This is a genomic window from Paenibacillus sp. FJAT-26967 (assembly GCF_001541095.1).
Classification (GTDB): Bacteria; Bacillota; Bacilli; order Paenibacillales; family NBRC-103111; genus Paenibacillus_F.
The window spans coordinates 239816-259764 of the sequence record NZ_LMXH01000006.1 but is presented as its reverse complement, the minus strand read 5'-3'; the positions used below and the strand labels follow the sequence as shown (position 1 = coordinate 259764).

Here is a 19949-nt window from a genome sequence, read left to right as displayed (position 1 = left end):
TTTTTTAATCTATGTGGGACTTAAAATGCACTCGCGGGACATAATGAGTCCAAGAAAGCTTTTTAGGAGTGTATTACATGAGAGACATTCTCGACATTCAAAAGCAGCTATTGCCGGATATGCTGGAGGTTATGAACAAAAGGTACCGAGTTCTCCAGCATATTCTTCTCCTTGGTAGCGTAGGCCGCAGAACGCTGGCCAGTGCGCTGGATATGACAGAGCGGGTGCTGCGGAGCGAAGTGGATTTTCTTAAAGGTCAGGGTCTGATCGAGACAGAAACCTCAGGAATGCGCATCAGCGAGTCAGGGCGTGAGCTGCTGGAGAAGCTGCAGCCGCTTATCAAGGAAATGCTCGGACTCAGCGAGCTGGAGAAACGGATTCGCGAGCATTTTGGTGTCGAGCAGGTCGTTGTCGTGGCCGGAGATTCGGACACTTCTCCGTTCGCCAAGAAGGAGCTGGGCCGTGCTGCCGCACTGATGCTGCGCAAGCACGTCACCAAGCACGATGTGATCGCCGTAACCGGCGGCTCGACCATGGCGGAAGTAGCCGAGCACTTGTCTACGACGAGTGCGCTCAAAGGCAGCCTATTCGTGCCGGCTAGAGGCGGTCTTGGCGAAAGCGTGGAGCTGCAGGCGAATATGATCGCCTCGAAGATGGCGAAGAAGACAGGCGGCAAGTACCGGCTGCTGCATGTACCCGACCACCTGCGGGAGGAAGCCTATCAATCACTGATTCAAGAACCGAATATTCACGAGATGATGGATGTTATACGGAGCTGCCGTATCGTTATCCACGGAATCGGAGATGCTTTAGTCATGGCGCGAAGGCGCAAGGTAGATTCGGATTCCATTGATAGTCTCCGCAGTGAAGGTGCTCTTGCAGAAGCCTTCGGATACTATTTTGACCCGCAGGGCAGGGTTGTACACAAGATGCCGACAGTCGGACTCCGGCTCGAGGATATCCAGCACTGTGAAGTCGTAATCGGTGTTGCCGGCGGGTCAAGTAAAGGTGCGGCTGTCGCTTCGGTTTTAAAATACGGCCAGGAGGACATTCTGGTAACGGATGAAGCGGCAGCTGTGGAAATGCTCAAACATGCGTTATCTTGACGGGCCATAGGCACGTCTTGAAATATATATTTCACTATGGGAGGAATCACAACAATGGTTAAAGTGGGTATTAACGGATTCGGTCGTATCGGACGTAACGTGTTCCGCGCTTCTCTGAACAACGCTGAAGTAGAAATCGTAGCAATCAATGATCTGACGGACGTAAGCACGCTTGCGCATTTGCTCAAGTATGACACGACTCATGGCGTACTAGATGCAACAGTTGAAGCTGGCGAAGGCGAGATCAAAGTAAACGGCAAATCTATCAAAGTATTTGCTGAGCGTGATCCAGGAAACCTGCCTTGGGGCGAATACGGCGCTGAGATCGTTGTAGAATCCACAGGTATCTTCACAGCTAAAGAAAAAGCGGAAGCTCACCTGAAAGGCGGAGCTAAGAAAGTTATCATTTCCGCACCTGCAACTAACGAAGATATCACAATCGTTATGGGCGTAAACGAAGACAAGTATGATCCGTCTGCTCATACTGTAATCTCCAATGCTTCTTGTACAACTAACTGTCTGGCTCCTTTCGCGAAAGTACTGGACGACAAGTTCGGTATCGTAAAAGGCATGATGACGACTGTTCACTCCTACACGAATGACCAGTCCGTACTCGACCTGCCACACAAGGATCTTCGCCGTGCACGTGCGGCAGCTGAGAACATTATTCCTTCAACAACAGGTGCTGCTAAAGCTGTTTCCCTGGTTCTTCCACAGCTTAAAGGCAAGCTGAACGGTATGGCTATGCGCGTTCCTACACCTAACGTATCCGTAACGGATCTGGTTGTTGAGCTGGACAAAAACGTAACGGTTGACGATGTGAACAATGCACTTAAAGAAGCGGCTAACGGCCCGCTTAAAGGCATTCTTAACTACTCCGACGAGCCGCTTGTATCGAGCGACTACAATGGTGACCCGGCTTCCTCCACAATCGACTCCCTGTGCACAATGGTAGTCGGCGACAACATGGTTAAAGTTGTTTCCTGGTACGATAACGAGTGGGGCTATTCCAACCGTGTTCTTGACCTGGCTGCTTTCGTCGCTAAAAAAGGTCTGTAATTCACAAATAAGCAAGGAAGAAGAGGAGAAGAAATTCTCCTCTTCCCATTGCTTACGGGTTACAAACGGATCGTTAGAACTTCCCGGCTTTACGCTAGAGAAGCTTTCCTCAGGAAAGCCTGGCCAAAAGGCTTGCGAAGAAGGTTTTCCTGAACGGAAGCTTGCCATTATTTGAGAACGTGTAATGGAACAGGTATGCTTAGTAGAGAACAAGACAAGAGGTATGCTTACCGTTCTCGGGGTAAAAGTTTACCTGTGGCTTCAGTTTGTCCGAGTGGCGAACTGCTCCGTATTTACGAGAATAGCTTTGTTGATGCTTACAATGGTAGCCTTCATACGAAGGGTAATCCATGCTTGCGATGCCAGCCTTTTAGAAGGTTTAGCCCATGCTTACGACGCCAGCCTTCGTCCAGAAGGCTATGAGGAGGAATTTTCATGAACAAGAAAAGTGTTCGCGATGTGGAAGTAGCCGGTAAACGTGTATTTGTACGTGTAGATTTCAATGTACCTCTCGAGAATGGTCAAATTACGGATGACAATCGTATCCGTCAAACCCTGCCGACGATTAAGTTCCTGATCGAAAAGGGCGCAAGAGTAATCTTGGCGAGCCACCTGGGCCGTCCTAAAGGTCAAGTGAATGAAGATCTTCGTCTGACGCCGGTTGCGGCTCGTCTATCCGAACTTCTGGGCCAGCCTGTTGCAAAGGCTGACGAAGCTGTGGGTGAAGCCGTTCAAGCGAAGGTAAACGAGCTGAAAGACGGCGACGTCCTACTTCTTGAGAATGTACGTTTCTACGCAGGCGAAGAGAAGAACGATCCGGAACTGGCTAAGCAGTTTGCACAGCTGGCTGATCTGTTCGTCAACGATGCTTTCGGCGCAGCGCACCGCGCACATGCATCGACGGAAGGCATTGCTCATCTGCTGCCGGCTGTATCCGGTCTTCTTATGGAGAAAGAGCTGGAGGTTCTAGGCAAAGCGCTGAACAACCCGGAGCGTCCGTTCACTGCTATCATTGGCGGTTCCAAAGTTAAGGATAAGATTGATGTTATCAATAAAATGCTTGAAATTGCCGATAACATTCTCATTGGCGGCGGTCTTTCCTACACTTTCTTCAAGGCACAAGGCCATGAAATCGGCCAGTCCCTGGTAGATAACGAGAAGCTTGAGCTGGCACTCGGTTTTATTGAGAAAGCGAAGAAGCTGGGCAAGAACTTCCATCTGCCGGTAGATATCGTCGTATCGGATGATTTCAGCGCCAACGCGAACACCAATATCGTAAGCGTTGATTCCATTCCTGCCGACTGGGAAGGCATTGACATCGGTCCTAAAACCCGTGAAATCTACGCGGATGTGATCAAGAACTCCAAACTGGTGGTTTGGAACGGGCCGATGGGCGTATTTGAAATTGAGCCATTCTCCCACGGTACCCGTGCAGTGACTCAAGCATGCGCGGAGACTTCCGCATACACCGTAATCGGTGGCGGTGATTCTGCGGCAGCGGCTGAGAAATTCCACCAAGCTGACAAAATGGATCACATCTCGACTGGCGGCGGTGCTTCCCTTGAGTTTATGGAAGGCAAAATTCTGCCGGGCGTAGTCGCACTTAACGATAAGTAAGATTGAGAGGAGCTCAACCAATCATGAGAAAACCCGTTATTGCAGGCAACTGGAAAATGTTCAAAACCGTATCCGAAGCGACCAGCTTCGTGAATGATATAAAAGGTAAAGCTGAAGTAGAAGGCGTAGAAAGCATTATCTGTGCTCCATACACCAATCTGCCGGCTCTTGTTGAGGCTGTAAAAGGCACGGCTATTAAAGTCGGTGCGCAGAACCTCCATTTCGAAGATAATGGCGCATTCACGGGCGAAATCAGCGGCGTAATGCTGAAAGACCTCGGTGTAACTCACGTGATCATCGGCCACTCCGAGCGTAGAGCTTATTTTAACGAAACCGATGAGATTGTGAATAAAAAAGTACTTGCTGCATTCAAACATGATCTGACACCTATTCTGTGTGTAGGCGAAAAGCTGGAAGAGCGCGAAGCCGGTCAAACCAAAGAAGTATGCCGTGTTCAAACGGAAGGTGCTTTCAAAGGCCTCAGCGCCGATCAGGCTAAAGAAGTTATCGTTGCCTATGAGCCGGTCTGGGCCATCGGAACAGGTAAGTCTTCCACTTCGGAAGATGCAAATGAAGTTATTGCTTACATCCGTGAGCTGGTTGCTTCCCTGTACGACTCCTCCGTTGCGGATGCTGTCCGTATCCAATACGGCGGCAGCGTGAAGCCGGGCAACATCGCAGAATACATGGCACAGCCTGATATCGACGGAGCTCTTGTTGGCGGTGCGAGCTTAGAGCCTGTATCCTATATCCAACTGGTTGAGGGGGCGAAGTAAGATGGCAACTAAACCCGTAGCGTTAATTATTCTTGACGGCTTCGGACTTCGGGGCGAAGCACACGGCAATGCCGTTGCGCAAGCCAAGAAACCGAACTACGACCGCTATTGGGGCCAGTTTCCTCATACGACGCTGACCGCTTGCGGCGAAGCTGTAGGTTTGCCGGAAGGCCAAATGGGTAACTCTGAAGTAGGGCACCTGAACATCGGTGCCGGACGAGTTGTTTATCAAGATCTCACACGGATCTCTAAATCGATTCGCGATGGCGACTTTTTTGACAACCAGACGCTGAACGGTGCCGTTCGCCATGCGAAGCAGAACAATAAGAAGCTGCACCTGTACGGATTACTCTCTGATGGCGGCGTACATAGCCACATCGCGCATTTGTTTGCTCTCCTTGAGCTGGCCAAAAACGAAGGCTTGGACGAAGTCTATATCCACGCATTCCTCGATGGCCGCGATGTAGCGCCCGATTCGGCGAAGAACTACATGGAGCAGCTGCAGGCGAAGATTGCAGAAGTAGGCATCGGCAAGGTAGCAACGGTGCAAGGACGTTATTACGCGATGGACAGAGACAAACGCTGGGAGCGGACGGAGAAATCTTACCGCGCAATGGTGTATGGCGATGGCCCGCGTTATACAGATCCTGTGCAAGCTATTACGGAATCATATGAGAAGTCCGTATTCGATGAATTCGTCATGCCTACCGTAATTGTGAATGAGAATGACCAACCTGTCGGGCTTGTTGAATCGGGGGACGCAGTTGTGTTCTTTAACTTCCGCCCAGACCGTGCGATCCAACTGTCCCAGGTATTTACGAATAAAGATTTCCGCGGATTCGACCGCGGCGAGCAGTGCCCGCAGGATCTGTACTATGTCTGTCTGACATTGTTCAGTGAAACGGTCGAAGGCTATGTCGCGTATAAACCGAAGAATCTCGATAATACGCTCGGTGAAGTTCTGGCTCAGAACAACATGCGCCAGCTGCGTATTGCCGAGACGGAGAAGTATCCGCACGTTACGTTCTTCTTCAGTGGAGGACGGGATGTTGAGTTGCCGGGTGAGACACGTATTCTCATTCCTTCGCCTAAAGTCGCCACTTATGACCTGAAGCCGGAAATGAGCGCTTACGAAGTCGCCGCGGCCGCTGTCAAAGAAGTGAATGAGGACAAGCAGGATGTCATCATCCTGAACTTCGCCAACCCAGACATGGTAGGCCACTCCGGTATGCTGGAGCCTACGATCAAAGCCGTTGAAGCGACTGACGAATGCCTCGGTCAAGTCGTGGAAGCGATTCTGGCCAAAGGCGGAGTTGTCTGCATCACGGCCGACCACGGCAATGCGGACCTTGTACTCGATGATTCCGATCGTCCGTTCACTGCACATACCACGAACCCGGTTCCCTTTATCGTGACTTCGAATGATGTGAATCTGCGTGAAGGCGCAGTATTGGCTGACATTGCTCCCACTCTGCTGCACCTGCTTAAGCTGCCGCAGCCGCCGGAAATGACAGGTCTATCCATTATCGAAGAGAAAAAATAACCGTAATCCTTGTGATTTACCCTACAACAAAAGCTTTCGGGAACCATTCCATGTTAGAACCAGCATCTTATTTTGATCGGTAAGGTGCGCGCTGCCCTTAAAGGGAATGAGTTCCCGAAGTTTTTCATACACATAACCTGTTAAGGAGTGTTCAATCAAATGACTATAATTTCTGACGTTTATGCTCGCGAAGTACTGGACTCCCGCGGTAATCCTACTGTTGAAGTAGAAGTATATCTGGAATCCGGCGTAGTAGGCCGTGCAATTGTTCCTTCCGGCGCATCCACTGGCGCCCATGAAGCTGTTGAACTTCGCGATGGCGACAAAAGCCGTTACCTCGGTAAAGGTGTACTGAAAGCTGTTGATAACGTAAATTCCATTATCGCTCCTGAAATTATCGGTCTGAACTCTCTGGATCAAGTATCCATCGATAAGAAAATGATCGAGCTTGACGGAACGCACAACAAAGGTAAACTGGGCGCTAACGCGATTCTTGCCGTGTCCATGGCTGTTGCCCGCGCTGCCGCGGAAGCAATGGAACTGCCTTTGTATGTTTACCTGGGCGGATTCAATGCCAAGACTCTTCCGGTTCCAATGATGAACATCATCAACGGTGGAGAGCATGCCGATAACAACGTTGACGTTCAAGAGTTTATGGTTCTGCCTGTAGGCGCTCCTTCTTTCAAAGAAGCACTGCGTATGGGTGCTGAGATTTTCCACCACCTTAAATCCGTACTTAAAGATAAAGGCCTGAACACGGCTGTGGGCGACGAAGGCGGCTTTGCTCCGAACCTGAGTTCCAACGAAGAAGCGATCCAAACCATCATCACAGCTATCGAGCGTGCAGGCTACAAGCCGGGCGTAGACGTATTCCTGGGTATGGACGTAGCTTCCACCGAGTTCTTCAAGAACGGCAAATACGAGCTCGCTGGCGAAGGCAAATCCTTTACACCGGCTGAATTCGTTGACCTCCTTGCTTCTTGGGCTGATAAATACCCGATCCTTACAATCGAAGACGGTTGTTCCGAAGACGATTGGGAAGGTTGGAAGCTGCTTACAGAGAAACTGGGTGGCAAAGTACAACTGGTTGGCGACGATCTGTTCGTTACGAATACAGAGCGTCTGTCCAAAGGTATCAACGAGAACATCGGTAACTCCATCCTGATCAAAGTTAACCAAATCGGTACGCTGACAGAAACTTTCGATGCGATCGAAATGGCAAAACGCGCAGGTTACACGGCTGTTATCTCCCACCGTTCCGGTGAAAGCGAAGACAGCACAATTGCTGACATCTCCGTTGCTACGAACGCTGGCCAAATCAAAACAGGCGCACCGTCCCGTACGGACCGCGTTGCAAAATACAACCAGCTGCTTCGCATCGAAGATCAACTCGAAGGCGTTGCTCAATACGCGGGTAAAGATGCATTCTACAACCTGAAAAACTTCAAGTAAGCCAATCTTTCATAAGGTTAATTGTTAACCTTGTATTGCCGGAGAGGGGATCAGTCTATGAGTGCTTGGGTAAAAACGATTTTGCTCTTAATCGCTTCCGCCTTGTTGACTCAATTCATCCCTTTCTCCGAATATTTCCGCAACCTGGACACCATGATTCACGAGTTCGGGCATGCTGCTATGACGATGGCCTTATCGGGTAAAGTCATGGCGATTGTGCTCAATGCCGACCACAGTGGGGTCACCTACTCATCGGTCAGTTCCTCGTGGAAACTCCTTCCCATTTCAATGGCGGGGTATATCGCGGCGTCCTTGTTTGCGGTTTTTCTTTTCTGGGCTTATGCACGCGGCAAGCAAAGATTGGGTCTTCAGTTAATGACGGGAGTTGCGATTCTATCGCTCATCCTGTTTGTCCGCAACACCTTCGGTGTGGGCTGGCTGATCGGCTTCATCCTGCTTAATATTCTCGTCCTTGCCTTTACGAGCGGATTTATACGTAACGCTTACTATCTGATCATTGCCTTCCTGTGTCTGGAGGAGTCTGTATATGGGCCTTTGACGCTGACAATGCTGGCTGCCGGGAAACCCAGCCAAGCCGGAGATGCTACGAATCTGGCTTCGTTTACAGGTATACCTGCGATAGGCTGGGGAGTCCTGTTTCTAGTTTTTTCGCTTTGGTGTGCCAAAACAGCCATCCAGTATTTTCTGGGAGGTTCGAAGGGCTCACGAAGCCGAAGTGGAGGCGGAAGGAAAGCAACCTCATCTTCTTCTGTTTATGTGCCACAGCACCGGGAGTAAACTGCCGGTTGCTGACTATCTAATAGCTGCCATGTAACCCGCGAGACCTAAAGCCGGGCTGAATTTTATGTAAAGATACGAAGTGACTCTTCTAAATCCATCCATTATCTTGCAGAATCCCTCTGAATATGATAGAATTTCTATGCATATTCTAAAATAAGTACTTGCTAATGAGGTGTCGAATTGGTCATTTTCCTTAAAGTAGTGTTGATCATAATTTCAATCGCTTTAATCGTAACCGTTCTTCTACAAAAAGGTAAAAGTGCTGGACTTTCCGGAGCCATCAGCGGTGGTGCTGAGCATTTGTTCGGCAAGCAGAAGGCAAGAGGCATGGATTTGGTTCTAGTACGTATCACTACCGTCCTGGCCGCTATCTTTATCATCTTGACTGTACTCGTTGCATATGTAGTTAAAGCCGGGTAACAATTGAACAACATGCAAATAAATTGCAGACAGCAGGGGAATGCTACTCCTGCTGTTTTTTTCATGCCTCTTTCTGGCTGCCTATTTGTGGTAAGCTGTAGGAGTAGGATGTTCGAGGTTTATGAACAGGTTATGATTTAGATCTTTCCGGCTATACTGATTAGTAACTTACGTCCGGCTGTTATGGATCAGCGTAGGCTTGACTGAATGGGCAGCAGCGCAAGTGCCTGTAAAAGGCCTTGTACGAAGACGGAAAGCTGCAAGAGTAGAATCAATCAAGTAAATGCGCCGCCCCCTACCCCTGCGGGCCAGCTTAGCTTTGGGCTAAGACAAGCCGCAGTTAACACACCTTCTCGCTTTCAGCCACTGTATGCCCCGTAACCGGCAGCAGGAATCGGAACTTCGCGGAAGCAACAGGATTCTGGAATTGCTGATTATCTTGATGCGCAAGCGACTACAGCGCTTCCAGCAGCGGCTAAACCTGTTCAAAGGATACGTTATCGGGTATGAATACGGAGGAGCTCAACCTAATAAGAAGGTGACAACTATGGTAACAGAGCAGGATATTTTGAATTTTATGCGTGAAAATGCGTACAAGCCCATGACATATCAGGAGCTTGAGAAACATTTTGGCATCGGCAGCGCTTCGGAATTTAAGGATTTCGTGAAACTGCTGAATGATCTGGAGCAATCCGGTCATGTACTTCGTACGCGCAATGAGCGGTATGGGGTACCGGAGAGGATGAATTTGATCCGTGGACGCCTGCAGGCTCATCCCAAGGGCTTCGGCTTCCTGATTCCCGACGACAGGGATCATCCGGATGTGTACATTCATGCGAATGATATGAATACCGCTATGAACAGCGACATCATTCTTGTGCGCGTCACGAGTAAGGGCGCGGCCGGCGGTAAGCTGGAAGGCGAGGTTGTACGTGTCGTTATTCGCGCGAATACGCGCATCGTGGGCACGTTCCAGAATCACGAGAGCTACGGATTCGTCGTCCCCGACGATAAAAGAGTGCAGCGGGATATCTTTATTCCGAAAAATGCCTTTATGGGAGCGGCTGACGGTCAGAAGGTCGTCGTTAATATCATTCAGTACCCGGAAGGCCGCGCAGCGGCGCAGGGCGAAGTGATTGAGATTCTGGGGCACAAGGATGATCCGGGTGTAGATATCCTGTCGATTATCCGCAAGTTCCAGCTTCCCGAAGCGTTCAGCGAAGAAGTGATGGAGGAAGCCGAAAGCGTGCCGGACTCCATCACTGAAGAGGAGATCGTCAGCCAGAATCGCCGAGATCTGCGCGGCAAGCGGATCGTAACCATTGACGGGGAAGACGCCAAGGACCTCGATGATGCCGTTAACGTAGAACGCCTGCCCAACGGCAATTATCTCCTTGGTGTTCATATCGCAGATGTCAGTTATTATGTGACGGAAGAATCTGCACTGAACCAGGAAGCTTATAACCGCGGCTGTTCCGTCTATTTGGTGGACCGGGTAATTCCGATGCTCCCGCACCGGTTGTCCAACGGGATATGTTCCCTTAATCCGCAGGTAGACCGCCTGACCATGTCGTGTGAGATGGAATTCGATGCGGCTATGAATGTCGTGCGGCACGATGTTTTTACGAGTGTAATCCGGACTGCGGAGCGTATGACCTATAATAATGTACGAAAGCTGCTTACGGAGGAAACACCTGATCCGGAGCTGATCGAACGTTACGGTTACCTGGTTGACGATTTCCGTCTCATGGAAGAACTGGCGATGAAGCTGCGTAACAGACGAATTCAGCGCGGCGCGATTGATTTTGATTTCCAGGAATCCAAAATTATCGTGGATAAAGAAGGCACGCCGGTTGATATTATCAAGAGGGAACGCTCAATTGCCGAGATGATCATTGAAGAGTTCATGCTGGCGGCGAACGAAACCGTTGCGGAGCATTTCCACTGGATGAAGGTGCCGTTCCTGTACCGGGTCCACGAAGATCCTGATGCAGAGAAGCTGGCGCATTTTATGGAGTTCATTACGAACTTCGGTTATGTGGTGCGCGGGCGCGGGAATACCGTACATCCAAGAGCGCTTCAATCCCTGCTGGAGGAGATCAAAGGGGCCAAAGAGGAAACGGTCATCAGCACGGTGCTGCTCCGTTCGATGAAGCAGGCGCGTTATGATGCAAACAGTCTGGGTCACTTCGGCTTGGCAGCGGAGTTCTACTCCCACTTTACTTCTCCGATCCGCCGGTATCCCGATCTGATTATTCACCGGGTGATCCGCGAGGTGCTTGAGAACGGCGGAGGCCTGTCCGATAAGCGCCAGGAGTACCTGAGAGGACGGATGGACGATATTGCCGAGCAATCCTCGCAGCGTGAGCGTATCGCCGTTGATGCAGAGCGTGAGACGGATGCTTTGAAAAAGGCGGAGTTTATGCTCGATAAAGTCGGCGAGGATTTCGAAGGGATTATTTCGAGCGTGACGAGCTTCGGCATTTTCGTGGAGCTGGAGAACACGGTTGAAGGCTTGATCCGTTTGAGTGATCTGACCGACGATTATTACCATTATCATGAAATGCAGCATGCGCTTATCGGTGAGCGGACGTCTAAGATCTACCGGATCGGTGATGAGGTTAAAGTCCGCGTCAGCCGCGTAAATATGGACGAGCGGACCATCGACTTTGAAATGGTCGATATGAAACCGCGCTCCAATAAGTTCAGTATGCTGGACCGCAAGAAAAGCGGAGACCGCGGACGCGGCGGCCCTAAGAATCGTGTATCCGGCGGAAGAGGCGGTAAAGGCGGACAAGACCGCGGACGCGTGCGCGATGTGCTTGTAAAGCCGAGTGATACTCCAGCTGCCGGTGCAGCAGCCGAAGAAGGCGGCGGCCGTAAACGCCGCAAGCGGAAGAAGAAAAGCACGGCAGGTGAAGGCGCACCGATGGCAATTACGCCTGCGGTAAGAGCATCAGAGCCCGGGAGCGAGAGTCTGACGCAGGAAGGCACAGGCACCGGACGTAAGCGCAGACGCCGTAAAGGCGGTGCACAAGCGGCCGGAGAAGCCGGATCAGACAACCGCGAAGTACACGGGCTCGAAGGCGGCGCTGATCAAGGCCGTGTTGAGCAGGGCGAGAGAAGAGCAGGCAATGCTGAGGCTGGCGATGGCGGAGGTCGTAAACGCAGCAGACGCCGTAAGGGCGGTGCTTCAGCCGAAGCGGGCAATGCTGGCGAGTTTGTGAGTCCGGAGAGCGGCCGTGCAGGACGCATTGATGGCGCTGCGGGCGAAGCTGGCGTAAGCGAGAGAGCGGGCCGCAGAAGCGGCGTGAATGGCGATGCCGGTACGAGCGTTGCCGCACGCAGCGAAGGCGGCAGACGCCGCAAGAGCGGTACACCTGGCGAAGCGGGCGGGCGCGGCATTTCACTGCGCGGAGATGCAGGCGCTAGCGGTGAGACCGCGCGTGATGACGCTGGCGAGCCGGGACAGCGCAAGCGGGGCCGCGGCGCAGCTGGAGATGCTGCGCCTGGCAGAGGCGCGGGCAGAGGCCGCAGCGACGGCGCTCCGCGTCCACTGGCGCCTTACTCCGGCGACTGGGCGAAGTCGGTGAACGCTCTGACGAAGACGGTACGCGGAGACCGGCACACGCCGGACGGGCGCGATCCGTCGGAGAACAGACGTCCACGCGGCCGCAGGTAGGCTGGCGGGACAGGGCTGCGGGTGCCGGCCGATAGAAGAAACGGCCGTTTCCTTGGAACGAGGGGCGGATGGACTTTGATTAGACGCTCATCGTTCCGTTCGGAATTTGCAAGCCTTGTGATAGTCGCTGCTATTTGCTGACCTATCACAGTCACAGATGTAAGCCTGGAATTAAGATAACCGCCCGCCCATGCGGCAGCAGCTCTATGCTGAATTGCCGTATGGTCCGGGCGTTTCTTGATTTTTAACGGAGATGTTGATAAAATAAAGAACACTCCGCTTTTTCAAAAAGGCACAGATGGGGTAAGAATAGCATGAACGACTGGAGGGATAACCGTGGCTAAGAAGGCAGACAGTAAGGTGCTTGCACAGAACAAGAAGGCGTCTCACGACTATTTTATCGAAGATACGTACGAGTGCGGCCTGGTGCTGACTGGCACGGAGATTAAATCCCTGCGGATGGGCAAAGCAAATATTTCGGATTCGTTCGCAACGATCCGCAATTCCGAAGCGTTCGTGCACAATATGCACATCAGTCCTTTTGAACAAGGGAACCGCAACAACCCGAGTGATCCGACAAGAGCGAGAAAGCTGCTTCTGAAGAAAGCGGAGATCAACAAGCTGATCGGTGCTTCCAAGCAGGAAGGCTACACACTGGTTCCGCTGAAGATTTACGTCCGCAACGGATACGCCAAACTGCTCATTGGACTCGGTAAAGGTAAGAAACAGTACGACAAGCGCGATACCGCGGCCAAACGCGATGCGCAGCGGGACATTCAACGAGTGCTGCGTGAGAAGCAGAAAGTCGCCAGGTAATAAGTAATTGAAGTAAGTACTATACCAGTAGTGGGAAACGTCTTCTGGACTTCCAACGATCTTCACCTGCTTTTTGCGTGAGATGTGGTATAATAAGTGGAGTAAGGCAAGCAGCAACAAACAGCATCCGGCTCGATGAGCCGTTGCATCCGCAGTTCCTTTTCTATTACGGGGGCGTTTATGGATTCGACGGGGGTAGTTCGAGCATGGGTAGCGGGTAGTGGGGACGCGTCCGCTTCATCAACGCTAAAGCCTATTAAACGGCAAACAACAACAAAACTACGCTTTCGCAGCCTAAGAAACTGTGTGCGTGCTTCTATCTAGCATCGTCCATGTGACTAGAATAGGGGCTAACAAGTAGTGGACTACGCTGTCTCATCTCCGCCTGGGGTGAGCTGAAGAAGACAATCAGGCTGACCTTAGCGATAGCCTGTTACGGGGCGCTTGCTAGGGTGACATCAAATCCGTGACTACACCCGTAGAAGCTTATGTGTCGTTATCTTCGGACAGGGGTTCGACTCCCCTCGCCTCCATACGATTACAGCAGAAGGTCCCAGCCGAGAGGCTGGGGCCTTTTTGCTGCTCTAGGGAGGCAGGAGGAGAACCCCGGGGGTTCAGTCCGCGCGGACCGAAGCGTATGCGAAGGGAGCACGGGATTGAAATGTACCGCTAAGGTGGTCAACGTTGAGTTGTCCTTGTAAGCAGGTTAAATGGACATTTCAATACTCCCCTCGCCTCCATACCGATTACAGCAGAAGGTCCCAGCCGAGAGGCTGGGGCCTTTTTGCTGTTTTGTGGGGAGGCAGGAGGAGAACCCCGGGGGTTCAGTCCGCGCGGACCGAAGCGTATGCGAAGGGAGCACGGGATTGAAATGTACCGCTAAGGTAGTCAACGTTGAGTTGTCCTCGTAAGCAGGTTAAATGGACATTTCAATACTCCCCTCGCCTCCATACCGATTACAGCAGAAGGTCCCAGCCGAGAGGCTGGGGCCTTTTTGCTGTTTTGTGGGGAGGCAGGAGGAGAACCCCGGGGGTTCAGTCCGCGCGGACCGAAGCGTATGCGAAGGGAGCACGGGATTGAAATGTACCGCTAAGGTAGTCAACGTTGAGTTGTCCTCGTAAGCAGATTAAATGGACATTTCAATACTCCCCTCGCCTCCACCAACCTTACTAAAAACGAACACGATATACTTACTTGGTGGATTTGCAGTAACGAATTGGTTCAACTAATGAAAAGACAGTTAGGCGTTCAAGCTAACTGTCTTTTCATTTTTGGGACGTATAGTACTACTGTGTTGAAACAATTATAGTATAGGCTGACGGTCCATTGCACATTATCAAATGGGTAACTGTTTGTGTTGACAGTAATGATCTGCCGGGTTGAGCTAAGCTTTAACGGGTCTGTAGGTTACCAAGAGGGAACCAACCTTAAGTGTTTTGACGTCCACGAGATGGAATTCCTTCTGCTCATTAAGATTGTCAAACAGATGCTCACCTACGTTGACCACAACCGGGTGCATGACTATCTGATATTCGTCAATAAGATTTGCGTTTGCAAGTGATCGCACGAGCGTTGGACTACCGAAAATAACAATGTCGCCACCGTCACCATTTTTTAGGTCCTTAATTTGCTCTTCTATATTACTGCCAGTCAATTGTTTTGGAGCTTTAAATTCTCCCCATTTTAGACTTTCGTGTGGGCGCGCGCTTGTTACAACGAGTTTGTGGGCGTTGTTTATCTTATCACCCAGGCTTGAACCTCGAGTATTCGGCCACTTTCTAGAGAGGTCTTCGTAGGTTCCGCGGCCAAGCAAAATGGTATCAGCTGTCTCGAAAATATTTAATAGATACTGAGAACCTTCCTCAATGCCAGCGCTATTTCTCCAAACCGCCCAGTTGGTTTTGTCCTCGTTTGGGTCGCCAGTGACAACTCCATTAATAGTACTATGAATGAATAGAATGATTTTACGCATGAACTATCGTCCTTTCTATCTTTGATATTCGTAATTTTGTTTCTCATTTATTTAGACGAAATTAGATTACGATATTCATCGGTGTATTTGTGCAGGAAGCCCAAATCGGGAAAATAATTTTGTATTAATGAAATTTTGGACGTGGTATATTTGCTTGTCCTTTATTTCAATCATGTGAATACCCCAGGGTACCAAGTAGGAGTCTTCACCGCTTGGCACATACTGTGCGAAAGCAGGATAACCCCCATTCGCAGTAATAGGCAAAAACCGGGATCCCTTACAATGCCAGCGTGTAAGCACAAAAAACTTGAACAAATCGTCTTTGCCGCGTACCCACATTGCGAAAGGCGGCATTGACAGACGGCCTTCCTCATGAAACAACGCTACCAGCGCATTGATATCAAATTGTTCGAAGGCTTCCACATACCGTGATAGCAGCTCACGATCAGGTTCGACATCCATCATGCTAAACTCGTTAGAATGAAGTTTCTCTCGGTCCATCGTTTCTCTGGCTCTTTGCAGGGCGCTGTTAACCGCTGCCGGCGATATTCCTAAAGTTTCTGAGATCTGTTTGGAGGACCACTCGAATACATCCTTCAAAATAAGAACCGCACGTTGACGGGGGGGTAAGATCTGTAAGAGTGTAATAAAACAGAGTTCAAGGGTATCTTTGCGAATGAAAATATCTTCCGGACTCCCCGAGAAATCAGGGGCAGGCCAAATCCAAGCTGAGTCGGGAAACTTCTCTAGGAGTTCGACGATAGGTACCGCTGGGTCGGATAGGTCAACGGGACGTGTGCGGCGTTTGGCTTGTCTAAGCTTGTCCAGGCATAAGTTTGATGCAATACGATAAACCCATGTTTTAAATGAGGAATCCTGCCTGAATGAATGCCAACTTTGCCAAACACGAATAAAGGTTTCCTGAACAGCATCGTCTGCGTCATCGATGGATCCTAGCATTCTGTAACAGAACGATGTTAACTCAGGCTTTAAGTTCTCAAATAACTGAAGCTCTAATGTTGTTTCGTTCATCTTGGCCTCCATTTGACGGGCGAAACTCCCTTTTCACACACGCCACAGAACCGATAGTCTCCATTTAAAAAAATGAAAAAGCACTACCTAAATAAGGGGGGGGGGAGGGACTTTCTCACGCATCTCTGAATATTACGGTAGCTTCGTTTTAAGAGTAGCATAACTCGGTTCCCATGAACATTTTTTAAGAGGATATTCCATCCGCTTTGTTTACTGTACGCTTTTTCCTTGCTTGCACAAAAAAACAAACGGCACAGGGCTTTTTCCCATGCCGTTTCGGATTCCATTTTCCCGGTGGTGTCTCTGGTCTTTACTTAATGACATTGTTTTATTTAGGGGTTCTTTTTATATGAGTGTCTAGATTACCCTTTGAAAATATCTCCAGTATATCTTTCGCTTTTTGTTGTCCGAATAGCTGGAATTTGTGGATACGGCGTTTCAATGCAAGCCAAGTTTGAGGTTGAGTATTATAAATAGTGGTGAAGTGGAAAATATGTCTTTAACAGTTATAGCTTGTCAATTGCTTAGCGTACGTTTTCTGCGTTTTGTTGGCGGTACCCTTACGGTGACCCCATAAAGATCAAGTCTTAGACGTTTAGGAACTTGCTCTTTTCATATTAGCCACGGAATTTGTTACTATCGTTCATTTCTCTGGTGTTTCATTCGTTCAAAGATGCGAAGAGGATTGTCGTCTCCGTAACCCTCTTCGACCAATTGATCGTAGATAGCTTTTATGGGTGTCAACCAATCGAAAACTATGTCCAATTCCCGGCTAGCTTTGAGGATGTTTCCAATGGATGACTGATTGATTTTGAGATTGTAACCCTCAGTTGCGTAGTCTGCTTCATCGAGTGCACGTGCTTGGTCGAGGTCGGTAAGAATAGGCGTGATCACGTTGTTGAACCATGCGGATGCGTACGGTTGGAATTCCGATGCAGAGATGTTGGCCGTTCTCATCAAGGCGTTGGCGTGGAGCCAACTGTGCGTAGCGCCATAGAGCATGCTGAGCATTGCTACGTCATATAACATTGGCACACCAGGATCTTCACTGAGATATGTAATGTTGCCTCCTAGGATTTTTAGAATGGGCTCGTGGGCCTTGAAGAGATCTTGTGGTCCGCCGAATATAATGAGGGCTTCGGGCGATCCAATCATTTGTGGCACTGCCATAATTGCCCCTTCGAGATATTTGGCACCGTTTTTTGCTGCCCATTTGGCCGCCTTGCGAGCATCTTCGGGTGTTCCTGAAGTGAGATTGATAATGACACGACCAGAGAGATTGTCACCTATGGGATCAAGAAGCTCATACATGACCTCGTAAGTCGACACAGAGACGACCACCACTGATGTCGCCGACACTGCATCTGCAAGCTTTTCCGCGCGAACAGCTCCATTTTTGACAAGGTCATCAGCCTTATTGGCCGAGCGATTCCAGATAGTTGTTGGGTGCCCCCCCTTCAAGAACGCCCCAGCTAGCGCTTGGCCCATGTAACCTAAACCGATGACCGTCACGGGCATATGGATTTCTTTTTTACTGTGGTTTTTTATCGTATTGTTCATCATCTATCTCCTTTCCATGTCCTTAAAGGTTATTCTAAAGTAGGACAACATGAAGTTTTTAATATACAAAATAAGGTGGTAATAAATATCTGTTTATTTAATATCTTCTGCCGTGTGCTGATCAACTCAGTTAATTCAATTATTGAATTGCCTCCTTTTTATGGGTTTGACTTAATTAGAATGAAGTGAGTACAATACTAGAAATTGAACGAACTCAGAAGGTAAGTTACTGCTATTAAGTGGACTCGGGTCCGTTTATTGGGAGTCTAACAAAGTCATTATTTTTTGTCAATAAAGAATTCAATTTTTTTGTAGAGAAGGGGAAACAAGTGGCTGTTAGAAAAGAAAGACAGGATGCTGTAGAAAATAGAAGACTTATTTTACAAACTGCAGAGGTTCTCTTTGAGAAGCATGGTATAGACAATGTGAGTATGCAAGAAATTGCTCAAACAGCCGGTATTGGAAAAGGGACTTTATATCGGAGATATAAAGATAAAGGGGATTTATGTTCAGATTTGGTTCAAAAACGTTTTTTGTATTTTCAGAAACAGGTAACTGCTTATTTAGCCGATACGGACAATTGTTCCCCTATAGTTCAGTTACAGAAAGTTTTGCGTGAATATGTAAATATGGTTGAGGAACTATCAAGTTGGTTAAAAGTTATTCAAACATATGATAGTTTAAAAGGAAGATCGGCTACTTATTTTTGTTCAGAACCTTATGTTTTCATGTATGAAACCATCTATAGTCTGCTAACAGAAATGGAGAAACAAAAATTAATAAAACTTATTGATTTATCTTATACAACAGATGTTTTTTTATCTGCTCTAAGTCCTGATTTCTATTTATATCAACGGCAAGAGAAAGGATACTTACAAGACGATATCCTTGAAAAGTTTTACTCTCTTTTACTGAAACCTCTAATCAAGGAATAAACGATCATGAAACAAGGGCGAAGAGCCCCGCGGTCAATGTTGTCAGGTTAAGCTCGATCTCCTGTAAACTCCGTCCGCGCGGACCGAAGCGTATGCGAAGGGAGCACGGGTTGAAATGTACCGCTAAGCTGGGCAACGTCGAGTTGTCATCGTAAGCAGGTTAAATGGACATTTCAATACTCCCTCGCCTCCACGAATACTATGAGAAAGAGCACCGTATTATGATATTATCCCCTTTTAGTAGACAAGTGCTTAAATAGAGCACTACAGTTTACTTGGAGGGGATAATATCATAAGGTGCTCTTTTTGCATTCTAATTAATCAACGAAGCATAGACCTTTTCAAGGTAAGCAATAGAAACATGTTCCGCTTCTTCTTTTAAAAGTATATCAGAATGTTGGCGCAAGTGTTGATAGAGGTGGATAGTGCTTTTTAACGCATGGTAGCAACTCTCGAAGCTGTGTAAAGGGATCGTCTTTTTTAGATCTTCTATTTCACTGATGCCATACTGTTCCAGCTTTCTAACGCCTCTAGGTTGTTGACCATTACGCATCAAAACCAAAGGACCTAATGCAACACTGCGAATAAATGTAATATGATCGATCAATTCAAACCATTCTCCTCTTCCTAGCTTCGTGGCGCCATAATGGATCCAGACCCAGAAGCGATCCTCTATCCATTGTGAATTAGGGTATGGAAATGAGGGAGAGGTTTCTTTAAAGATTTTACTGATTTCCTGATCTTTTTCCCATAAAATAAGCGGGTTTTCAATGCGTATTTCAAGCTCTTCCAATGTTACAAATTTAAGATCGACGTGCAGTGGCTCTGGTCCGTATAAGCAAATAACCACACGAGGTTCACCAACGTGTTCACCTGTGAATCCAGAAAGCAATTGCCCAATCCTTCTGCAATGAGAAGACGTTGATTCATGATTTGCTCCTGGTAGGCTGAGTTATATACGATGATAAGGTCTAAATCACTATACTCATCCATGGTGTTCGTCATCATCGAACCACCAGCAAGGAGACCTCGAACTCGTCGATCTTGACTAAGTTGTTCCTTTGCTTGACACACGAATCGTTTGTGTACAGGTAAAAGCATGTAAAGCGCCCCTTATAACATGAACCAAAAAATGGGTATTATGCCGATTTATCATCTTAAATGAACTTTGTCAATTA

At 48.8% G+C, this 19949-nt stretch carries 16 protein-coding genes and 1 other RNA gene; 12 read left to right on the top strand and 5 right to left on the bottom strand.

All coding sequences use genetic code 11. The annotated features are described in order from the left end of the window. Positions 1-77 precede the first annotated feature (77 nt). From AR333_RS20300 to ssrA, 11 genes are all read left to right on the top strand, one after another. Positions 78-1106, top strand: a complete 1029-nt coding sequence (locus tag AR333_RS20300; protein WP_068777194.1) for a sugar-binding transcriptional regulator — start codon at positions 78-80, stop codon at positions 1104-1106. A gap of 54 nt (positions 1107-1160) precedes the next feature. After that, on the top strand, positions 1161-2165 hold the full coding sequence (gene gap, locus AR333_RS20295) for a type I glyceraldehyde-3-phosphate dehydrogenase (protein WP_068777193.1): 1005 nt from the start codon (positions 1161-1163) through the stop codon (positions 2163-2165). A 435-nt stretch (positions 2166-2600) separates the two neighbouring features. Further along, entirely contained in the window at positions 2601-3782 is a 1182-nt protein-coding gene (gene pgk, locus AR333_RS20285) for a phosphoglycerate kinase (RefSeq protein WP_068777191.1), read from the top strand. A 23-nt stretch (positions 3783-3805) separates the two neighbouring features. After that, positions 3806-4558, top strand: coding sequence for a triose-phosphate isomerase (gene tpiA / locus AR333_RS20280; RefSeq protein ID WP_068777190.1), 753 nt, complete (start codon positions 3806-3808; stop codon positions 4556-4558). A gap of 1 nt (position 4559) precedes the next feature. Beyond that, entirely contained in the window at positions 4560-6101 is a 1542-nt protein-coding gene (gene gpmI / locus AR333_RS20275; RefSeq protein ID WP_068777189.1) for a 2,3-bisphosphoglycerate-independent phosphoglycerate mutase, read from the top strand. 159 nt (positions 6102-6260) lie between these two features. Further along, on the top strand, positions 6261-7553 hold the full coding sequence (gene eno, locus AR333_RS20270; RefSeq protein ID WP_068777188.1) for a phosphopyruvate hydratase: 1293 nt from the start codon (positions 6261-6263) through the stop codon (positions 7551-7553). A 57-nt stretch (positions 7554-7610) separates the two neighbouring features. After that, a complete protein-coding gene (locus AR333_RS20265; RefSeq protein WP_068777187.1) occupies positions 7611-8351 on the top strand; it encodes a M50 family metallopeptidase in 741 nt (246 codons plus the stop codon). A gap of 183 nt (positions 8352-8534) precedes the next feature. Continuing rightward, entirely contained in the window at positions 8535-8774 is a 240-nt protein-coding gene (secG, locus tag AR333_RS20260) for a preprotein translocase subunit SecG (RefSeq protein ID WP_068777186.1), read from the top strand. Positions 8775-9321: 547 nt separating this feature from the next. Further along, positions 9322-12456: a ribonuclease R gene (gene rnr, locus AR333_RS20255; protein WP_084783883.1), complete on the top strand. Its 3135-nt coding sequence runs from the start codon at positions 9322-9324 to the stop codon at positions 12454-12456. A 336-nt stretch (positions 12457-12792) separates the two neighbouring features. Continuing rightward, positions 12793-13272, top strand: a complete 480-nt coding sequence (gene smpB, locus AR333_RS20250) for an SsrA-binding protein SmpB (RefSeq protein ID WP_068777185.1) — start codon at positions 12793-12795, stop codon at positions 13270-13272. A 170-nt stretch (positions 13273-13442) separates the two neighbouring features. After that, positions 13443-13808: a transfer-messenger RNA gene (ssrA, locus tag AR333_RS20245) on the top strand. An 848-nt stretch (positions 13809-14656) separates the two neighbouring features. On the opposite strand, the gene AR333_RS20240 is transcribed toward ssrA, so the two are convergent. The 3 genes from AR333_RS20240 to AR333_RS20230 all read right to left on the bottom strand — a co-directional run bounded on the left by AR333_RS20240 (position 14657) and on the right by AR333_RS20230 (position 17839). Next, positions 14657-15244, bottom strand: a complete 588-nt coding sequence (locus tag AR333_RS20240; RefSeq protein WP_068777184.1) for a dihydrofolate reductase family protein — start codon at positions 15242-15244, stop codon at positions 14657-14659. A gap of 75 nt (positions 15245-15319) precedes the next feature. After that, the gene (locus AR333_RS20235; protein ID WP_301336132.1) at positions 15320-16288 is read right to left on the bottom strand and encodes a sigma-70 family RNA polymerase sigma factor; all 969 of its coding nucleotides are present in this window, start codon (positions 16286-16288) and stop codon (positions 15320-15322) included. A 624-nt stretch (positions 16289-16912) separates the two neighbouring features. Further along, the gene (locus AR333_RS20230; RefSeq protein WP_253735920.1) at positions 16913-17839 is read right to left on the bottom strand and encodes an NAD(P)-dependent oxidoreductase; all 927 of its coding nucleotides are present in this window, start codon (positions 17837-17839) and stop codon (positions 16913-16915) included. Between the two features lie 326 nt (positions 17840-18165). Here AR333_RS20230 and AR333_RS20225 point away from each other — a divergent pair, with 326 nt between their 5' ends. Next, positions 18166-18771, top strand: a complete 606-nt coding sequence (locus AR333_RS20225; RefSeq protein WP_172798907.1) for a TetR/AcrR family transcriptional regulator — start codon at positions 18166-18168, stop codon at positions 18769-18771. Between the two features lie 313 nt (positions 18772-19084). Here AR333_RS20225 and AR333_RS20220 read toward each other — a convergent pair whose 3' ends face one another. Together AR333_RS20220 and AR333_RS25815 are read right to left on the bottom strand one after the other, a co-directional pair. Beyond that, on the bottom strand, positions 19085-19663 hold the full coding sequence (locus AR333_RS20220; protein ID WP_367584863.1) for an oxalate:formate antiporter: 579 nt from the start codon (positions 19661-19663) through the stop codon (positions 19085-19087). After that, a complete protein-coding gene (locus AR333_RS25815) occupies positions 19567-19872 on the bottom strand; it encodes a nucleotidyltransferase domain-containing protein (protein WP_367584845.1) in 306 nt (101 codons plus the stop codon). Before AR333_RS25815 ends, AR333_RS20220 begins: the two co-directional genes overlap by 97 nt. Positions 19873-19949: the final 77 nt, after the last annotated feature.

What these genes read in the sequence shown, in the direction of transcription:
- AR333_RS20300 (WP_068777194.1), top strand. Translation starts at nt 78, where the DNA reads ATGAGAGACATTCTCGACATTCAAAAGCAGCTATTGCCGGATATGCTG.
- gap (WP_068777193.1), top strand. Translation starts at nt 1,161, where the DNA reads ATGGTTAAAGTGGGTATTAACGGATTCGGTCGTATCGGACGTAACGTG.
- pgk (WP_068777191.1), top strand. Translation starts at nt 2,601, where the DNA reads ATGAACAAGAAAAGTGTTCGCGATGTGGAAGTAGCCGGTAAACGTGTA.
- tpiA (WP_068777190.1), top strand. Translation starts at nt 3,806, where the DNA reads ATGAGAAAACCCGTTATTGCAGGCAACTGGAAAATGTTCAAAACCGTA.
- gpmI (WP_068777189.1), top strand. Translation starts at nt 4,560, where the DNA reads ATGGCAACTAAACCCGTAGCGTTAATTATTCTTGACGGCTTCGGACTT.
- eno (WP_068777188.1), top strand. Translation starts at nt 6,261, where the DNA reads ATGACTATAATTTCTGACGTTTATGCTCGCGAAGTACTGGACTCCCGC.
- AR333_RS20265 (WP_068777187.1), top strand. Translation starts at nt 7,611, where the DNA reads ATGAGTGCTTGGGTAAAAACGATTTTGCTCTTAATCGCTTCCGCCTTG.
- rnr (WP_084783883.1), top strand. Translation starts at nt 9,322, where the DNA reads ATGGTAACAGAGCAGGATATTTTGAATTTTATGCGTGAAAATGCGTAC.
- AR333_RS20240 (WP_068777184.1), bottom strand. Translation starts at nt 15,244, where the DNA reads ATGCGTAAAATCATTCTATTCATTCATAGTACTATTAATGGAGTTGTC.
- AR333_RS20235 (WP_301336132.1), bottom strand. Translation starts at nt 16,288, where the DNA reads ATGGAGGCCAAGATGAACGAAACAACATTAGAGCTTCAGTTATTTGAG.
- AR333_RS20230 (WP_253735920.1), bottom strand. Translation starts at nt 17,839, where the DNA reads ATGATGAACAATACGATAAAAAACCACAGTAAAAAAGAAATCCATATG.
- AR333_RS25815 (WP_367584845.1), bottom strand. Translation starts at nt 19,872, where the DNA reads ATGCTTTTACCTGTACACAAACGATTCGTGTGTCAAGCAAAGGAACAA.